The sequence below is a fragment of the Candidatus Roizmanbacteria bacterium CG_4_9_14_0_2_um_filter_38_17 genome (assembly GCA_002788855.1).
Classification (GTDB): domain Bacteria; phylum Patescibacteriota; class Microgenomatia.
Genome location: PFSB01000017.1, coordinates 50,894 through 67,019 on the forward strand (window position 1 = coordinate 50,894; position 16,126 = coordinate 67,019).

Consider the following 16,126-nt stretch of genomic DNA (forward strand, 5'->3'; position numbering starts at 1 on the left):
TAACATTGGTAGGCGCCTGTTTCACGCAGCAATTATACTATGAACACATGTTCTAGAGCTTAGGCACACTTTACTGTATAATAAAGTTTATATGGTTAAAGTACAGAATTTTAAAGTCGTTATTGAGCAAGACGAGAATGGCTATTTTGTAGCTGATGTGCCCTCTATTCCTGGTTGCCATAGTCAAGGTGAATCTTATAAGGAAGCTATTGACAACGTTAGAGAAGCTATTGAACTATGTCTCGAAGTTGCTGAGGAAAATACGGACTATAAGTCAAAAATTGAGTTTGAAGAAGATACTACACCAAGCCGCTTTCTAGGAATAGCCCATGTTCCAGTTAGATTCCAGTTTTCTAAATAATGCCAAAGCTTTCCCCAGTTAAATCCAGAAAACTAATTAAATATTTGCAAAAACTAGGTTTTGAAGAAATAAGACAAAAGGGTAGTCATAAGTTTTTTTCTCATACAGATGGAAGAACTACAGTTGTTCCATTTCATCCAGTAGCAGATATTAGACCAGGTTTGTTACGAAAAATTCTTCAAGACAGGTTGGTCTCTCCCAAAACATATCTACGAACAAAATAAACCATCTTAATTCAATTTACCTCTTGACAATATATCAGTATACTAGTACAATAGTACGCATTATGGATAAAAGACTGAAATACCTAATCAATTCTCTCTTAGCAATAAAAACAGACAAAGCGATGTATGATTTTTTGCTAGGGATATTGACTCCACGAGAGTTACAGGAGTTACCATCGAGATTGGAGATAGTTAAGCTGCTTAAACAGGGAGTTCCACAGCATCGGATTGCAGAAACCTTGGGAACTGGGGTGGCAACAGTAACTAGAGGCTCAAAAGAGATTCAAAAAGGAAGATTTAAGAATATTACCTAATGAAACAAACTAAACGTAAACATATTGGAATTATAGGAGGCGTTGGTCCTCAAGCAACGCTTGAGCTGGCAATTAACTATGAAGCAGTGGCACCACGTATGATAAACTCTATGGAAGTATTGGCAAAAGAAATTGTAAAGAGTTATTACGAGCAAAATTAATTAAATAACATGAATAAAAAAAGAGTGTTATCTGGAATTCGTGCCACAGGCAGACTCCACTTGGGAAATTATCTAGGAGCAGTAAAGGGAATGCTTGCTTTGCAAGATAATAAGGAATATGAGACTTTGTTCTTTGTAGTTGACCTGCATACCATGACTACGCCGTATGACCCAGCTACTCTTTCAACTGCCACGAATGAAATTATACTTGATTATTTAGCGAGTGGACTTGATCCAAAGATAAGTGCAATCTTTGTTCAGTCAGATCTGGCTGATTTACATACGCAACTAATGTTTTATGTCTCCACCTCGGTGAGTATTGCCAGAATGCAGCATTTACCAACATTTAAAGACAAAGTTAAACAACACCCTAAGGGTGTCACCATGGCTTTACTAAACTACCCTATTTTAATGGCGGCAGATATTTTGATTTACAAAGCATCCAAAGTTCCAGTGGGGATTGACCAAGAACCTCACCTAGAAATTGCACGTGAGATTGCACGCAAAATGAATTCTCTTTATGGATTAGATTTTCCAGAACCAACTCGTTTTGCTACCAAGGGTGAATATATTCCTAGTTTAACTGGAGAAGGAAAGATGAGTAAAAGCGTGGAGGGTAGCTTTATTAATCTTACAGATGACTTAGATACGATAAAAAAACATCTAGCCTCAGCTCCAACTGATTCGGGTCAAGAAGATAAAGTTCCTTCTGTTGGTGGGGTAGCTAATTTGTTAACTTTTGTTGAGTTGTTTCAAGGAACAGACAAAAAAAAAGAGTATGAAAAACAATATACAGGGACAGGAATTCGCTATGGAGATTTAAAAGCTGAACTGGCAGAAGCTATTTTTGAGGAATTAAAACCTATTCAAGCCAAACGCAAAGAATTTGAGAGTGATCCAAAGAGAGTTAGGCAAATCTTGGATGAAGGTGCTCAGAAAGCCCGTATAATCGCATCCGCAACCATCAAGGAAGTTAAATCCGCAATGGGCCTTAAGCAGCTAGAAACCCACTCCTGGAGTGGGTTAGGTTGACACCTAAGGATTTAGTCCTTAAATTCTTTCTACAAGAGCAAACCTTGTGGGATTTAAAACCTTGTGGGATTTAAGCATGATCTATGTTGTCCTCGTTGTATAATAAATGGGTTCATTGATAATGCGGGGTAGTGTACGGTTGCACAGGAGGCTCATAATCTCCTAGACTAGGTTCGACCCCTAGCCCCGCAACCAGATTTATTTAAAGCCATCCTTCAAGATGGTTTTTTTGTGGTAATAATTGCCCCGGGAGTTAGTTCACTGTAAAATGAAGCATAGGCCAGTGTAGCTCAGTTGGTAGAGCAAAGGAATCATAAACCTTCGGTCGCAGGTTCGAGTCCTGCCACTGGCACTATTTTCCAAAGTTTCTCTTTTGCTGGGAGTACCAATCTAGGGATTTGTTAAATTCTTCTACAGTAAAATCCGGCCAGAAAGTTGGAGTAAAGTAGAGTTCAGTATCTGCAATCTGCCAGGGTAAAAAGTCCGATAATCTTTGCTGCCCACCAGTTCTAATTAATAAGTCTGGATCGGGTTGTCCGGCTGTATCTAAATACTGCCCAAACTCCTCCTCTGTAATCTCTTTGTGATCTTTGGGTAATTTATTAATGGCTCTAAGTATTTCATCTCTACCGCCATAAGACATTGCAAAGTTGACAGTTATTTTAGTGTTGTTTTTGCTTTGTTCAACCCAACTATTGGTCATATCTTGGATATCTTTGGGAAATAAAGAGAGATTTCCCAGTACTTTAATACGTATATTCTTGCGGTAGTACTTATTTACTTTCCTATTTAAACTTGTGCGAAACAAGTTTAATAAAAATTTAATTTCTTCTGGTTTTCTGTTCCAGTTTTTTATTGCAAGTGCCCAAAAGGTCAAATTCTGGATTCCTAGCTCTATAGAACGATCGATTATTGATTCAATTTTGCTCTCGCCAGTTAAATGTCCTTTAAATTTTGGTAGCCTTTTTTCTTTTGCCCAGCGACGATTACCGTCCATGATTAAAGCTACGTGACTAGGTAAGTGTTCCATAAGTTTAGTATAGCAGATATTAAAAGCCAAGCTATCCACTAAAGTGTAAAGCTCGGCTGATATCTGCTCTTACAAAAATAGATTGAGCCATTCTCTCCAGATAGGAATTTCAGCTTTCATGTTTTTTTCATTCAGAGAACGATCAGACTTCGACTGAGGTATGACATAAGCAGTCTCCCCTGCTTTTCCTAGTCCTAGTTTTTCACGAGCTATTTCTTCAATATATTCTCTACTTTGAATGTGCTGGTATTCTTCACGAAGTAGTGCATTTTCCTCTTGAACCTCATGAAGTCTTTCTTGTGCCTTATTTACCAACTGACTACGCGTAGACAAATCTATGATTGAGCGGGAAAGGTTAACAATTAGAACGATCCCGATAATAATAATTATCCAGCTTATTGTTTTTGCATTCATTAGGTGATTAGTTTATTATATTTATCTAAAATCAAGCATAAAAAGCATTGACGTTCATTTAATAGCATGCTATTATAGGCTAGTCTTGCCCCCAATACGTTTGACTATTATGGATACTAGTTTAGCATCAATTAAAGATCAGTTTATACAGTTCTTAGATGATAAGGGTCGCGCTGTGGCAACTGTCCTTGCATATGGTAAGGATGTTGATCAATTAACCCAATATTTAATCAAAAGCGGGCGCAAGAACATTAATGAGGTGACAGAAGCTGATCTGCAAGCTTTTTTAAAAACGCTTCAGGATAATAGCTATACTCAGAAATCCGTATCCAGAAAAATTAACTCGATCAAGACGCTCTATAGGTTTTTAGTTGGTGAGGGTATTTTGCAGCAAAATGTCGCAGCGAATATTAAGCACCCACACATCGAGCACAAAGAGCCTCGTGTATTATCTAAGATGGAATACCGCGCTCTTCGTGATGCTTCTCGTGAAGATGAGCGTATTTCAGCAATTATTGAGCTATTTTTACAAACTGGAGTAAGAATTGGTGAGCTTGCCCAGATTAGATTGGAAGACGTTACCAGTAATGAATTAGTTGTGCGTAATGCTAGAGATAAAATAGATCGCAAGGTTCCAGTTAATTTGTCTTCAAGTGACTCTCTTAAAAGATACATGGGTGTGCGTCCTCAGTCTGAAAGTGAGCGCTTATTTATTACTAAAACAGGCAGACCCTTGCTCGTTCGCAATATTCGTACAGCAATTGATCGCTACTTCAAAGAGGCTGGGATTAAAGAATGCACCGTAAATGACCTGCGTAATACTTTTATTGCTCATCAGTTGGCAAATAATGCACCTTTGGAGTATGTATCTGCGATCGTTGGGCATAAAAGAGTATCTACGACTGAAAAATATTTAGATCTGGTTGATCTTGGGGATGCTAAATCTAAAGATCCGAAGCTTCAAGAACTTTAACCTTCGTCTCTTTGATTATCTTTCCTGCTTGGCGTGATAAAATTAGCTTTCGGGCGCCTGTAGCTCAATGGCAGAGCACTGATCTTATAAGTCAGGGGTTCTTGGTTCGAATCCAAGCAGGCGCACCCGGGCCTGTAGCTCAACTGGCAGAGCGCTTCAATGGCATTGAAGAGGTTGTGAGTTCGACCCTCATCAGGTCCACCACGTTACAGCTGGGCACGCTGGTTTATTTCCGCTTCCACAACTTCATGGGCTCGCCCATATTTTAGGCGAGAGAGCTTCTTGATAGCTTCGGCAATTTTAAGATTAGACATTCTTTTCTCTGCTTCCAGATCGCGAGTTAAATCAACAGAGAATGGTGGGACTGGTTCGTTGTTAACTTGAGTTCTCATGTATGCATGAAATCTCTCAATATTGATCAGGTCTGATTCATTAAAAGTTGGCTGGAATTCGTGTTGAAGGTAATTAGCATCCGTAACTCCCACACGAAAAGCCACAAGTGTTCCTACGTTACCAAAGACAGCATTTTTAACTTCCTCTTCCATTTGACCAATAAATTGATTAGCCACACACAAATTTAACTTAAATTTACGAGCCTCTGATAAGATTTGTGAGAAATCTGGTGTGGCAAAATTTTGGAACTCATCAACATAAAGATAAAAATCTTTTCGCAATTCACGAGGCGTATCTACCCTACTCATAGCCGCAACTAGGATTTTTGGCACAATCACCAAACCCAAAAACTGAGAATTTTCCTCTCCCAATGCTCCTTTGGATAGGTTGATAAGAAGAATTTTACCTTCATCCATTACTTTGCGAAAATCAAATGCTGACTTAGATTGACCAATAATATTACGCATGGTTTTATTAGTGACGAAACGACCAAACTTAGATACGATGTAGTCTAGTACTTCAGATTTATGAAAATCACTAGTCTGGGCAATTTGATCAGTCCAGTAGCGCCTAACAACTGGGTCTTGAACTTTTGGAAGCAATTGTTGAACATATTTAGCATCAGTTAGGACGCGAACTATTTCCACAAATGTCGCCCCTTCATCACTCATAACTGTCAACATTGCATTCCTGACTGCATGTTCAAAGCGTGGTCCAATAATACCCGTCTTCATGGGATCATAAAGTTTATACATCAACCCAATGATTGAGTTAGCAATAAAATGCTTTTGCTCTTCGGTTTTAGCTTCCAAGAGATTCATACCCATGGGACGGTCTGTATCTGATGGGTCAAAATGAATAACGTCTTCAGCTCGCTCAGGTGGTATCATCGGCAGCAAATCCTCAATAAGATCTCCATGTGGATCCATTACGCAGATCCCCTTGCCAGCGCGAATGTCTTGAATTGCCATGCTTTTTAGTTGCTCAGACTTGCCTACGCCGGTTTTTCCGATGATATACATGTGACGTGCACGATCTTCATCATTAAGATAAACAGGGCGGGTCATGCCACGATAGACACTCTTACCAATATACATTCCAGTTTTGGCCATATTAGCTGGTGCTGGTGCACGCTTGGCGTTTAACCAATAAATGCCTGGAGTTTCAATCGTTTTGTTTGGAAAATGAATAATAGTTGCCAGCTCTTCTGTGGATAAGACGCCGCTACGTTTAAAGCGCTTAATACTCAACATAGGTAAATAACGATAAATCACATCCAACATAAACATTCCCTTAAACCGGATTTTGTTAGTAGTGAATTTATTGTGTGTTGAGTTAAATTGGGAAAAAGATGACTTAATATTGTCCAGGTGCATCTTTGCCAGTGATTTATTGGAAGATGAAACAATAATACGGATTTCTGTCTCAAATCCAGATTTTGACACTTTATTTTCTATTGCTTCAAGTGTTTTAGCCTCCACGTTATACTTGGCCTCTTCTGGATTAGATTCTTTTTTCTTTGTACTAGAGATGTACTCTCTGCCAGTTTTAGCCCAGTCGTCCTTGGCTGGATAGATCATGTACTGGATCATTGCGCCTTCTCCGGTTCCCATCTTGGCAAGACCTGCCGTTAAAGAAGAAAGCGGGTCGGTCGGTAAATCTTTATATATTTTAATTGGCTTATGATCTTCCTTTGCTAGTTTTAATGAGGTAAATTCAACGTGGCCTTGTTTAGAGAAAATATTAAACTCGCTAACTTCTTTAACTTCTGCTCCAGGATAGGCTCCATGAATATGTTTTTCGACTAAGTCTTTAAGCTCCCGAGGCGTAGATACATAAAATCGTATATCACCAGCAGTTGCTACGATTTCAAATGTTAGGTGGTCTGGAATCTCCAGCATTTTAAAGATTCCTTCTCCTCCACTACTAATAGTAGACAATGATGCAAAGAATTGCTCGGCTGCATCGATCTTTACTTCATTATCGCGAGGAAGCGCAACGTGTAGTAGAGCCATGTCCAATGAGCGATCCTCGCGGTTCCTCCAGCGCAGGTAAAGAATTAATGCATATGTTACTAAACCAGCTGCTGCAACTAGAAATATAAAGATAGCGGCAATGATTATATAGAGCTCGAGTGAAGATATTATGTCTGCTGGTTGGATTGTATTGTTTAGCATTAACTTTTTATTAATCTTCCATGTACTTCTTTAATTGCTATATGAGCTTTTTTAAGCTGGCGTACACACCAAATAGACATCCAGCGAACTGATTCCCAGACATGTGCATGTAATCCTTTTACAATTTCATCATCAGTTAATGGTAATTTAACTGTCGTTCCGGTTGTTTGGTTGACTGGGGTGGTGGGCCCGGTGTGTTGTAAGCCTGCTTTTTCTACGTCTTTGGGTATTTCTGGACGTTGAGAAATCTCTTTGACGTGCTCAGCAACTTCTTTGGATTTTTTAACTTCACTGTATTCATGTACAGCTTCTTGTAATCCAGTGTCTGAACTTACGGCCATTGGTTCGTGCTCAATACTAGTGTGAGTAGATGCGCTTGTTACGTCTTGATCATCCTGTGGTTTTTTGTTGGAGTCATCCATGAAATTATTATAGCAGAGACAGCGCTTACGAGATCTGTTTGAAGTTGAATAGTTTTAAACCTGGAATTTGTTTGAAATGTTTAACATTTCTGGTTGCAACTTCTGCGTTAAGAGATAGAGCTGTTGCGCCTATTACAAGATCGACTGTTCCTAGAAATCCAATTCTATTATTTCTACCTATCTCCCCAGCAAGTTTTGCAATATCTTCTGTTAGAACGATTCTCTCAAACGGTTTAAGTAAATCCTCGGCTTTTTTTAGCACAAAGCTTTCTAAGAACTCATAACCTACAAATAACTCAACTAAAACTACAGTTGGAATATATAATTTATAGTTTTTTTCTGTACTTGCTCTTAGTAGAAGTTTAAAATTACTATTGCTCTTTTTAAGATGGTCTATAAATATATCAGTGTCTAATACTATAGATTTCATTTTTTTAGCCTGCTATTGATTGTTTTAATGTCTGTTTTTCTTAGAGCTTCCCTATTTTTGTCTGCGGGTAAATCCTTCCAAGCTCCATGCATGCTTTCAACAAATTTCATGTATTCATCCCAGTCTGTCTCCTTTTTTGGTGGAACTAACACACCGACAGTTTCATCGATTTTTTCATCTACAATTGTTACTGATTCACCACCGTACCTTGCCAGTCGTAGATACATAGATAGATTTTCTCTAAATTCAGATATTGATACGCTTCTTTTCATACCTTACTTATATTACAATATGTACATATTGTCAAGTTACAAAGGCGAAGCCTTTCAAGGCGGGCAAACAAGGTCTAAATTGAGCCTTACTTAAGATTGACTTTAACAACCAAACTTAAATCCGCATGTGCATTCTTTGGTAAAATTACTGTTACCTTTTTCACTAGGATAGTATTTGTCACAATCAGGTTTAGGACAATGGTAATGATCGTCTTCCTTGCTTCTTCCGCAGTGACAAGTTGAGCTATCTTCATTTTCTCCAGTTAAACCAAGTCTGTTCCCTCCTATAGATTTAACTAATGTACTTCCGCCTCCATTGCATCCTGGCATTTGCTGTAGTCTTTCTAATGCGCCATAGCCTGGATCAGGCAACAGTAATAATGGTAAATAGTCGAGTCTTGGGTCAAGCATTGGGACTGCTGTATGTACTTGAGACTCAACACTACTTCTGTATACGCTGTTTAAGTTGAACTCTGAAAGACTTAATACAGTGTGACCTAGTTTACGTGCAACATCCATAATTGATAATCCATTTATGAGTCGGGTCCTTGCTTCCGCGATGAAATTATCCACGGTTGCACGCTCAATTATCTCAAGATCTAATAATTGAGCCAGTCGGTCCAAATCATGGTGAATTGAAGCAAAACTAGCTTTCTTTCCAGCAAGAGTACCACCCATTAAGCTTTGAATTCTATCAACCACCTGATGCATTCCATTAACTCCCTCTTTTGGTGGAATCTCGATTACAGAACCTACTATCAGTTTTATTTGATCGCGCTGATCTAACCCATTGAACCCTGGCAGATCGCATTCAAATTGCTCTAATAGCTGCCTATTTTGGTCTAACGTCATATCTGTTTGTACTGTTGCAGCTTTTATTTCACCATTGTCACCAACTTGATATACGTATGTTTGAGTGTCAAGATATGTAATATTTTTTCCTGATGCTTGTTCCTTAAGATCAGACCAACCCGGTGGACTGGAAATAAAAAAAACTGTTCTTGGTTGAGCTTTTATTAATCGCTCTGAAAGTTCTTTTACGGAGGCGTGAGCAGCTCCCCCTCTCTCTTTCTGATCAGTGATATCTTCGTAGTGAGCGTCACCATAGTCTGGACAAATTAACCCAACTTTACCATTCTCATGTTTTGCTTGGATTTTGATTGGATATACCAGTCTCTCGGATAAGTACTCCAATCTGAATGCAGCAATATCTTCTTTAGTTACAGCTAACCATAGGTTAACTACTTCTTCTCTGGAATTCCCCATAAGCGCACCCTTTTCCAGCATGCTTAGTAATTGCTCGGTTTGCCCTGCAACGTTAAATCCCGTTCCCGGCAGTAACCACCAATCCCCACGCTCAATTGCTAATTCTAATTCTTGTTTTGATTTATCAATTACAGGTCCAATGACTCGGTAATCTAGGTCGTTATGAGTTTGTGGTTCTTGATTAAGTTGAAATGGTATTATTACCTCGTGTGGATAGTTAGGTATTATTCCAGATTGTACTTGTAATTCTTTTAACATATTTTCTCCTGCTCGGGATTATGCATAAGTGAGTTCCTGACTTTACAGTTGCGGCACAGTTGCTGACTTTCACAGCATTCCTCTTATTCTTAATGCAGTTTATTAAATTTTACTATTCCAGATTCTCTCTTCTACTCCAGCTTCTTTATTAACTAAGCGGGCAAGGGCATAGAGATAGTCGGACAGACGGTTCATGTATTGTAACAGATTTTTTTGTAAAATATTAGCAGTAACAAGTCTCCGCTCAGCTCGACGGCAAATTGTTCTGGCAAAATCTAGCTGTGCAGATTTAACTGATCCACCTGGTATATAAAACTGAGTTTGCTGTGGTAGTTTTTTTTGAATCATATCTATTTCCTTTTCAATCTCACTTACTCTTTTTTCAAGCATCTTATTTCTAGCTTCTTGATACTTTTTCTCTCCAGCTAGTAGCGCACAAATATGCATTAAGTCTGATTGAATATTATTAAAGGCCTTGCCTTTAATAAAGCCGATTGCGCTGTTTAATTCATCAATCGTGCCGTAGGCTTCAACTAGTGGATCGTCTTTGGAGATTCTAGTTCCTATACGCAAGGAGGTTTCACCTTTATCCCCTGTCTTTGTGTAAAACTTCAGCATTCAGAGTAGCCACAGCTGTAGCACTTTTTACAGCCTTCCTCGTGAGCAAGAGATGCATCCCCACAGTCGGGGCAGATATCTAGATGTGTGGTAGGTTGCATCATTAGTTGAGCAGGTAATGTGACTATCTTTTCCTCTTTTACTTCTTTATCTGTATTAAAGCTATTTCCGTTTAATTTTGCGTGTCCGTTGGTCGTTGAATTCGTGTGATTCATTATTTTATATGTGCCGTTTGTAGCTGTTACATTAAAATGTGCTCCGAGTACTTTGGCTAAAGCATCTGGCAGGCTTAAAACCTTCTCTTTGCCAAAACCTGTACTAGATCTTCCACCGATACCACCAAGTTGATACAACACGCTGCGAACGCGTTCTTCCCCGCTAACTGGTGCATTTATTCTGAACACGAGTGAAATAAGTCTTCCCATTGCTTCTGCCATTGCGGAAATGTCTGTCCCTCCTTTGCCAATATTTATAAAGACTTCTGATGGTTCCCCTCCTGGATCTGTATTGACAGTAATAAAACTTTTACCAACGGGGGTCTGCATTTTATATGTTGCCCCTTGCAATACAAGTGGTCTCCTGGTAATGGTTGGCATATCTTTTGGTAGCTCTCCATTTGTTTGCTGGCCTGCCACGTTTTCGCCAGATGGCGACTTTACGTGGTCAGTTTCTCGCTCTAACACACCTGGGCGTGACCCTTCTCTCATAAAGGTTACACCTTTACAACCAAGGTCATAAGCCATAGTATAGAGTTCTTTGACGTCTTCAACCGTAAAGTCTGCTGGGGCATTGACTGTTTTGGATATGGAGGCGTCAACATATTTCTGAATTGCAGCTTGAACTCGTACATGATTCTGTGGGGTTAAATCTGCCGCAGAGACAAAGTAATCTGGTCGCTCATCATCAGGATGATCTTTTCTCCAGGCGTCATACAGTGGGTGAAAAATCTTGTGTTCTCCTAGTCTGTCACGACGAGTGAAGGAGAACTCAAATACTGGTTCAATTCCAGAAGATACCCCGGCCATTAGCGAAGTAGATCCGGTTGGTGCTTGCATAAGGATAACTGAGTTTCGTACTCCGTGCTTGCTAATCTTTTTTCGAATTCGCTCAGGAAGTTGCTTAATAAAATATGCATTGAGATATTTGTTGCGTTGAAATTTAGGGAAAGCACCTTTTTCTTTTGCTAGCTCGGCTGACTGATCGTATGCAGCGTCACGAATCAGTTTATAAATTTTATCAATTACCTCTAATCCTTTTTCTGATCCATAGCGTATCTTCATTTTTATTAATGCATCTGCCAAGCCCATGGTGCCTATTCCAATTCGGCGTTCACCTTCAAGTTGAGTCTTTCTGATACCTTCAAATATGTAGACATCCCCATCAATAACATTGTCTTGAAAACGCACCGCTACTTTTACGTGGTCTGCTAAAAGATCGTAATCAAAATTACCACTATCGTTTACAAAAGTAGCTAGGTTTAGCGACCCTAAATTACAAACCCCCCAAGGTGGTAATCCTTCCTCACCACAGTTTGAGATGATCATGCCATTGGCAGAAAATCTATGAATCTTATCTACGGTGATATCAAAGACGTCTTCTTGGCCATCTGAGACAAGCTCAGTAAACGTAGCGATGAAAGTTTCTGTATATGGACCTCGTTTGCCGTAACTTTCTAGAAGCGTCTCTAGCTTATCTTGTTTGTATTTGTGTAAGAAATTTATCTCTTTAGCAAAGCGAGTTAGATTGTCTTTGCTGATAACTAGATCGTGATATGCTTGACATTGATTAGGTAAACTATGAAACAATTGTTTGTATCCACCATGATCGTCTGGGAGAGCTCTTTCCCCAGCTTTTCGCCGGTTAGCATAGATTTTGCTTGCAATACCAAAATTAAGTAGCAAAAGTTGTGTGTCTTGCAATAATTCGTAACTTATAGATGTTAGCCTAACGCTTATTCCTTTTTTAGATGTGCCTGCCACATGTCCATCGGCAGAAAAGAGAGCTTGAATAAAGCCTTTTTGCATGGCTTTAGACCCGCTCAATACAGCTACTGGGACCTTGTATTTGTTCTCCGGAGTTAGTCCATACCGACCAGCTAGTCTCCATAGCCTGGTTGACTCGACAACTGCTTTGTCTTCACTGTCTATGTATTGCGGAGCAATGGGATATGAACGAGCAACCACTTGTTCACCATCAACCATTTTGTGAACATAAATAGCAAACTGTGGGGCTAATTCTTGTTTTTCGCTACCGTAAAAATATAAGGTAGCGTTACCATTTTTCTTGAGTGAACCGTCCCCCACTAACCAGCCCAAAACTCGTCCTTGTTCTAGTGATCCTTGTGTGCCAAATGCTCCGTAGCTTGAAAGTTTAATCTTATCTCCTTGCTGTAGCTTGCCTGCTTCTACCTTGCCCGTGGTAGTAAACACCTTATGATCTTTTGTTAGCCGTAGTTCGTATCCTTCTTTAGTTTTTAGTCGATAAACAGATTTTGTGCCGGTCTTAAAGAAACTAGTTGCACGATAGCTTTCACCATCAACTACTGCTTTGACTGGTTCTCCAGATAGATAAAGCTCGCCAACGGTTTTAATTCCGTCTGAAGTTGTAACTTTGGTATCTGCTGTGACACAAGGATTAACACAGTTAATGCGGTTGAAGTAATAATTATTGTGCCACTTGTTATATCTTTCCATAAATACTACTCCGGGCTCAGCAGAGTTCCAAGCGGCTTCACAGATTTGATCCCATAAATCACGAGCGCGAACTGTACTATGGACATTGACTTTTCCTCCTATATCTAACCAATCCTGCATATATCCATCCCATTCTTTGTCATATTTGGGGTCGTCGATGTCTGGATAAATAAAATTCCAGTCATCGTCATTTTTCACAGCTTCCATAAACTTGTCAGAGACACAAACTGAAAGATTTGCTCCCCGAATACGCGTTAGATCTCTCTTTACATTGATAAATTCCTGTACGTCAGGGTGCCAATCCCAAAGCATAATCATCAAAGCGCCTCTTCTGGTTCCACCTTGTTGAATAATGTCATGAGTAGCAACTGAATAAAGCTCAGCCCAGTTTACTGGTCCTGAAGAGTAGCCATTGACCTTGCTCACACGTGCACCACGAGGCCTGAGACTAGAAAGATTTACCCCTACCCCGCCACCGTGCGCCATAATCTCAACCATGTGTCCTAGGTTTTCTAAGATACCGTTTCGGGAATCTGGTGGATTGGGAATAACGTAACAATTGTAGTAAGTCACATCGTAGCCGGTTCCTGCGCCTGCTAAAACTCTGCCACCTGGCACATACCTAAAGTCCTGCATTACTCGATTGAACTCGTCCTCCCAATGCTTACGATTGCTAGGTTTTTCCTCTTTAGCTATGCCGCGAGCTACGCGAGCCCACATCTGTTTAGGATCTTTTTCGATAGGATCTCCTGCCTTATTTTTTAGGGCGTACCTATCTTTGAATACTTTTTCGCTTACTCCTTCTAGTTTCATAATATTTTTTTTAATTCTTTTTGAAATTCTTCAACTTCTACAAATCTTTTAAAAACCGAAGCAAATCTAATATATGCTACTTTATCTATTACTTTTAAGTGGTCAGCTATTAAGTTGCCAATTTCTCCGCTCTCAATTTCAACTGCGTCACCGTTACGTAATTGCTGCTCAACTTTATTAATTATTTCGTCAATCTGATCGTGCGACACTTTAGTTCTTTCAGACGCTTTTAATACTCCATTTTTAACCTTATTTCGATCAAACTGTTCTCGCTTCCCGTCTTTTTTCTTAACAATTAATGGCTCTGTTTCGATCCTTTCATATGTTGTATATCTTTTTTCACACTCTAGACATTCTCTTCTGCGCCTAGTTATAGCTAATTCTTGCGAATCGCGCGTTTCCATCACCTTGCTTTGATCAAAAGAGCAAAATGGACAAATCATTTTTTTTCTATAAAAGCACTATGGGTAGTGCCAGCCATAAGCGTAAGACATTATTTAGACAGTGTCAATGAAACAAACTATATCAGAAAAGCTCAATAATCACTTTTGAACCTAAGGCTATGTCAGTAATATAACTATAGGCTTAAATGAACATTCTAATATGTGGCAGTAAAATATGGTCAGTTGTCTTGAATAACTAATTTAGTCTATATACCCTATATAGGGCCTAGGTATAGACTATTGTCGGCTTTCTATTTCTAGTATTCTTTGGTTTACTTCTTCTGCTCTTTGAACACTCTCTTCATACCCCTTTTGTAAATTCTCTGGGGCATTATTTTTCATAATAATTAACACTTCCTGGTGTTTGTTCGCAGATTTTTTGTATGTATCAATAGTGTTATTGGAAACAGAATCTTTATCTTCCTTTTGTAAATCATTAATAATATCGATCCCATTATTAAAGAACCCCTGAGCTTCTGCTACGGTTTTAGCTGCAAGCTCATATTTCCCTTTTTCAATCAAAAATACGCCCATGTTTAGCCGCTTATCAGCCATTAGTAGATTAAACTCTATTTTCCTCTGAGGGTCCTGAATAAAAAGATTTAACAACTTGTCTCTAAAAAGTTTGAGTGGATATAGTGCATGGTCAGGAAGGATGCCTGGATATGGTAAATTATAAACCGTTTTGTCCTGTATTTCCTCCATGACCATTATACCTGGATTGTCTATTGGTTGGGCCTGCATTGAGGCTTGTAAAACATCTAACCTGTCCGCCTCCGTCGTTGCCAACATGGAATTAGGAAGCTCCTCTGCAGTAGTCGTGCTAACGCTGTTATTAAAAAACAGGGGGCTAAATAATGCCAGAATGAGAATAAAACCAATTACTGACTGCTTCATTAAGTTCGTTTTTACCTCAATTGAGTTGGTTTGTCAACTGATTTATTCATTCAGTCAGTCATATTTAGCCAATTCAGTTAACATTTTTCTGTTCTTTTTTACGATCTTTTTTAACCATTGTTCTAATTTTTCGTTAACTTTTGTAACTATAAGTAGTTTATTTTTTGTTTCAAATGTTGAAATAACTCTATCCCCTATTTTCCAACCAAGTTCTTTTAGATGTTCTTTAGGAATGGTTACCGCTGCAGAATTACCAACCCTGATTATTTTTTGCCTCATGTTATAACCGTTATAACATCCTTACCGGTGAATATCAACCTGGCCTATCGAAAGAAAATCTAATGGGAGTTTCCATCAAAGCCTAACTTGTCTAAGACTATCCCCATGGTCTCGTTGGGACCGGTTGTATAGGTGTCTAATACTAAGTTGTAATACTTGGGGTCCCAGAAATCATATTTACCGTAGAGTGCCTGCCACTTTTTAATATTCCCCTTTTCACGGGACTCTATCTGCTTTTTGGCTTCATCTACTGACATATTATCTCTGTTGACTAATCTATCTATACGCAAAGCGTCGTCACACGTTAGAAGAACTCGTAAAACTCCTTTAATATCCTTTGCTACAAATCCAGATAGCCAGGCTTCGTAGATGAGTTTGTCTTCATTGGTAAGCTTCTCTTTTGTCATCGCTTCAATGTCCTTTTCCCATTGGTCGGCTCTTGTATCAGAACCTGAGAAATGCTCACTTTTACCACGCTTGCGGTCAAATTCTCGTTGCAGGTCGCCAACGTTAATTCTTTTCCAGCCAAGGGCACGCTCAAGATTCTTAGCTAAAGTAGAGGTTCCAGTGGCAATTCTGCCAGACACAGTGATATTGCTATATTTGTAATTCTTGCCAGCCATGTTAAGAATTATATTCTGGTTGACATATTATTA

The 16,126-nt window shown here is 39.2% G+C and carries 17 protein-coding genes, 4 tRNA genes, 1 pseudogene and 1 riboswitch; of the genes and pseudogenes, 9 read left to right on the plus strand and 13 right to left on the minus strand.

The genetic code is table 11. The features are described from left to right. Positions 1-91: 91 nt before the first annotated feature. From CO050_04045 to CO050_04070, 6 genes are all read left to right on the plus strand, one after another. Positions 92-361, plus strand: a complete 270-nt coding sequence (locus tag CO050_04045) for a HicB family protein (protein ID PJC31185.1) — start codon at positions 92-94, stop codon at positions 359-361. Beyond that, positions 361-585: a hypothetical protein gene (locus tag CO050_04050; GenBank protein PJC31186.1), complete on the plus strand. Its 225-nt coding sequence runs from the start codon at positions 361-363 to the stop codon at positions 583-585. The genes CO050_04045 and CO050_04050 overlap by 1 nt, the downstream gene beginning before the upstream one ends. Before the next feature lie 62 nt (positions 586-647). Next, positions 648-899, plus strand: a complete 252-nt coding sequence (locus CO050_04055) for a transcriptional regulator (protein ID PJC31187.1) — start codon at positions 648-650, stop codon at positions 897-899. Between the two features lie 170 nt (positions 900-1,069). Next, a complete protein-coding gene (gene trpS, locus CO050_04060) occupies positions 1,070-2,092 on the plus strand; it encodes a tryptophan--tRNA ligase (protein ID PJC31188.1) in 1,023 nt (340 codons plus the stop codon). A 122-nt stretch (positions 2,093-2,214) separates the two neighbouring features. Then, positions 2,215-2,287, plus strand: a tRNA-Met gene (locus CO050_04065). Positions 2,288-2,371: 84 nt separating this feature from the next. Beyond that, positions 2,372-2,447 (plus strand) — tRNA-Met (locus tag CO050_04070). Here the strand turns inward: CO050_04070 and uppS are convergent. Both uppS and CO050_04080 read right to left on the minus strand, forming a co-directional pair. Continuing rightward, complete coding sequence (gene uppS / locus CO050_04075) at positions 2,445-3,122, minus strand: di-trans,poly-cis-decaprenylcistransferase (GenBank protein ID PJC31189.1); 678 nt, start codon at positions 3,120-3,122, stop codon at positions 2,445-2,447. The genes CO050_04070 and uppS overlap by 3 nt on opposite strands. A 69-nt stretch (positions 3,123-3,191) precedes the next feature. Then, on the minus strand, positions 3,192-3,536 hold the full coding sequence (locus CO050_04080) for a hypothetical protein (GenBank protein PJC31190.1): 345 nt from the start codon (positions 3,534-3,536) through the stop codon (positions 3,192-3,194). A 109-nt stretch (positions 3,537-3,645) separates the two neighbouring features. Here CO050_04080 and CO050_04085 point away from each other — a divergent pair, with 109 nt between their 5' ends. From CO050_04085 to CO050_04095, 3 genes are all read left to right on the plus strand, one after another. Further along, positions 3,646-4,509 (plus strand): hypothetical protein, encoded by an 864-nt coding sequence (locus tag CO050_04085; protein ID PJC31191.1) that lies wholly within the window; start codon positions 3,646-3,648, stop codon positions 4,507-4,509. A 53-nt stretch (positions 4,510-4,562) separates the two neighbouring features. Further along, positions 4,563-4,637 (plus strand) — tRNA-Ile (locus CO050_04090). Further along, positions 4,638-4,713 (plus strand) — tRNA-Ala (locus CO050_04095). A gap of 2 nt (positions 4,714-4,715) precedes the next feature. Here CO050_04095 and CO050_04100 read toward each other — a convergent pair. The 11 genes and pseudogenes from CO050_04100 to CO050_04150 form a co-directional block, all read right to left on the minus strand. Beyond that, on the minus strand, positions 4,716-7,079 hold the full coding sequence (locus CO050_04100; protein ID PJC31192.1) for a hypothetical protein: 2,364 nt from the start codon (positions 7,077-7,079) through the stop codon (positions 4,716-4,718). Continuing rightward, positions 7,079-7,501 (minus strand): hypothetical protein, encoded by a 423-nt coding sequence (locus CO050_04105; protein ID PJC31193.1) that lies wholly within the window; start codon positions 7,499-7,501, stop codon positions 7,079-7,081. Before CO050_04105 ends, CO050_04100 begins: the two co-directional genes overlap by 1 nt. A 25-nt stretch (positions 7,502-7,526) precedes the next feature. After that, positions 7,527-7,931, minus strand: a complete 405-nt coding sequence (locus CO050_04110; GenBank protein ID PJC31194.1) for a hypothetical protein — start codon at positions 7,929-7,931, stop codon at positions 7,527-7,529. Next, entirely contained in the window at positions 7,928-8,203 is a 276-nt protein-coding gene (locus CO050_04115) for a hypothetical protein (GenBank protein ID PJC31195.1), read from the minus strand. Before CO050_04115 ends, CO050_04110 begins: the two co-directional genes overlap by 4 nt. Positions 8,204-8,305: 102 nt before the next feature. Further along, positions 8,306-9,727 carry a hypothetical protein gene (locus tag CO050_04120; protein PJC31196.1) on the minus strand — a complete coding sequence of 474 codons (1,422 nt, stop codon included), beginning with the start codon at positions 9,725-9,727 and terminating at the stop codon, positions 8,306-8,308. 9 nt (positions 9,728-9,736) lie between these two features. Beyond that, positions 9,737-9,859, minus strand: a riboswitch (cobalamin riboswitch). After that, positions 9,845-10,342, minus strand: a pseudogene (locus tag CO050_04125) (ATP:cob(I)alamin adenosyltransferase). Its footprint overlaps the riboswitch before it by 15 nt. Next, positions 10,339-13,851 carry a ribonucleoside reductase gene (locus CO050_04130; GenBank protein ID PJC31197.1) on the minus strand — a complete coding sequence of 1,171 codons (3,513 nt, stop codon included), beginning with the start codon at positions 13,849-13,851 and terminating at the stop codon, positions 10,339-10,341. The pseudogene CO050_04125 and the gene CO050_04130 overlap by 4 nt, the downstream one beginning before the upstream one ends. After that, on the minus strand, positions 13,848-14,294 hold the full coding sequence (locus CO050_04135) for a transcriptional regulator NrdR (GenBank protein PJC31198.1): 447 nt from the start codon (positions 14,292-14,294) through the stop codon (positions 13,848-13,850). Before CO050_04135 ends, CO050_04130 begins: the two co-directional genes overlap by 4 nt. Before the next feature lie 237 nt (positions 14,295-14,531). Next, positions 14,532-15,191, minus strand: coding sequence for a hypothetical protein (locus CO050_04140; protein ID PJC31199.1), 660 nt, complete (start codon positions 15,189-15,191; stop codon positions 14,532-14,534). Between the two features lie 54 nt (positions 15,192-15,245). Continuing rightward, the gene (locus CO050_04145; GenBank protein ID PJC31200.1) at positions 15,246-15,470 is read right to left on the minus strand and encodes a hypothetical protein; all 225 of its coding nucleotides are present in this window, start codon (positions 15,468-15,470) and stop codon (positions 15,246-15,248) included. 59 nt (positions 15,471-15,529) lie between these two features. Further along, positions 15,530-16,093, minus strand: a complete 564-nt coding sequence (locus CO050_04150; protein ID PJC31201.1) for a hypothetical protein — start codon at positions 16,091-16,093, stop codon at positions 15,530-15,532. Positions 16,094-16,126: the final 33 nt, after the last annotated feature.

What these genes read in the sequence shown, in the direction of transcription:
- CO050_04045 (PJC31185.1), top strand. Translation starts at nt 92, where the DNA reads ATGGTTAAAGTACAGAATTTTAAAGTCGTTATTGAGCAAGACGAGAAT.
- CO050_04050 (PJC31186.1), top strand. Translation starts at nt 361, where the DNA reads ATGCCAAAGCTTTCCCCAGTTAAATCCAGAAAACTAATTAAATATTTG.
- CO050_04055 (PJC31187.1), top strand. Translation starts at nt 648, where the DNA reads ATGGATAAAAGACTGAAATACCTAATCAATTCTCTCTTAGCAATAAAA.
- trpS (PJC31188.1), top strand. Translation starts at nt 1,070, where the DNA reads ATGAATAAAAAAAGAGTGTTATCTGGAATTCGTGCCACAGGCAGACTC.
- uppS (PJC31189.1), bottom strand. Translation starts at nt 3,122, where the DNA reads ATGGAACACTTACCTAGTCACGTAGCTTTAATCATGGACGGTAATCGT.
- CO050_04080 (PJC31190.1), bottom strand. Translation starts at nt 3,536, where the DNA reads ATGAATGCAAAAACAATAAGCTGGATAATTATTATTATCGGGATCGTT.
- CO050_04085 (PJC31191.1), top strand. Translation starts at nt 3,646, where the DNA reads ATGGATACTAGTTTAGCATCAATTAAAGATCAGTTTATACAGTTCTTA.
- CO050_04100 (PJC31192.1), bottom strand. Translation starts at nt 7,079, where the DNA reads ATGCTAAACAATACAATCCAACCAGCAGACATAATATCTTCACTCGAG.
- CO050_04105 (PJC31193.1), bottom strand. Translation starts at nt 7,501, where the DNA reads ATGGATGACTCCAACAAAAAACCACAGGATGATCAAGACGTAACAAGC.
- CO050_04110 (PJC31194.1), bottom strand. Translation starts at nt 7,931, where the DNA reads ATGAAATCTATAGTATTAGACACTGATATATTTATAGACCATCTTAAA.
- CO050_04115 (PJC31195.1), bottom strand. Translation starts at nt 8,203, where the DNA reads ATGAAAAGAAGCGTATCAATATCTGAATTTAGAGAAAATCTATCTATG.
- CO050_04120 (PJC31196.1), bottom strand. Translation starts at nt 9,727, where the DNA reads ATGTTAAAAGAATTACAAGTACAATCTGGAATAATACCTAACTATCCA.
- CO050_04130 (PJC31197.1), bottom strand. Translation starts at nt 13,851, where the DNA reads ATGAAACTAGAAGGAGTAAGCGAAAAAGTATTCAAAGATAGGTACGCC.
- CO050_04135 (PJC31198.1), bottom strand. Translation starts at nt 14,294, where the DNA reads ATGATTTGTCCATTTTGCTCTTTTGATCAAAGCAAGGTGATGGAAACG.
- CO050_04140 (PJC31199.1), bottom strand. Translation starts at nt 15,191, where the DNA reads ATGAAGCAGTCAGTAATTGGTTTTATTCTCATTCTGGCATTATTTAGC.
- CO050_04145 (PJC31200.1), bottom strand. Translation starts at nt 15,470, where the DNA reads ATGAGGCAAAAAATAATCAGGGTTGGTAATTCTGCAGCGGTAACCATT.
- CO050_04150 (PJC31201.1), bottom strand. Translation starts at nt 16,093, where the DNA reads ATGGCTGGCAAGAATTACAAATATAGCAATATCACTGTGTCTGGCAGA.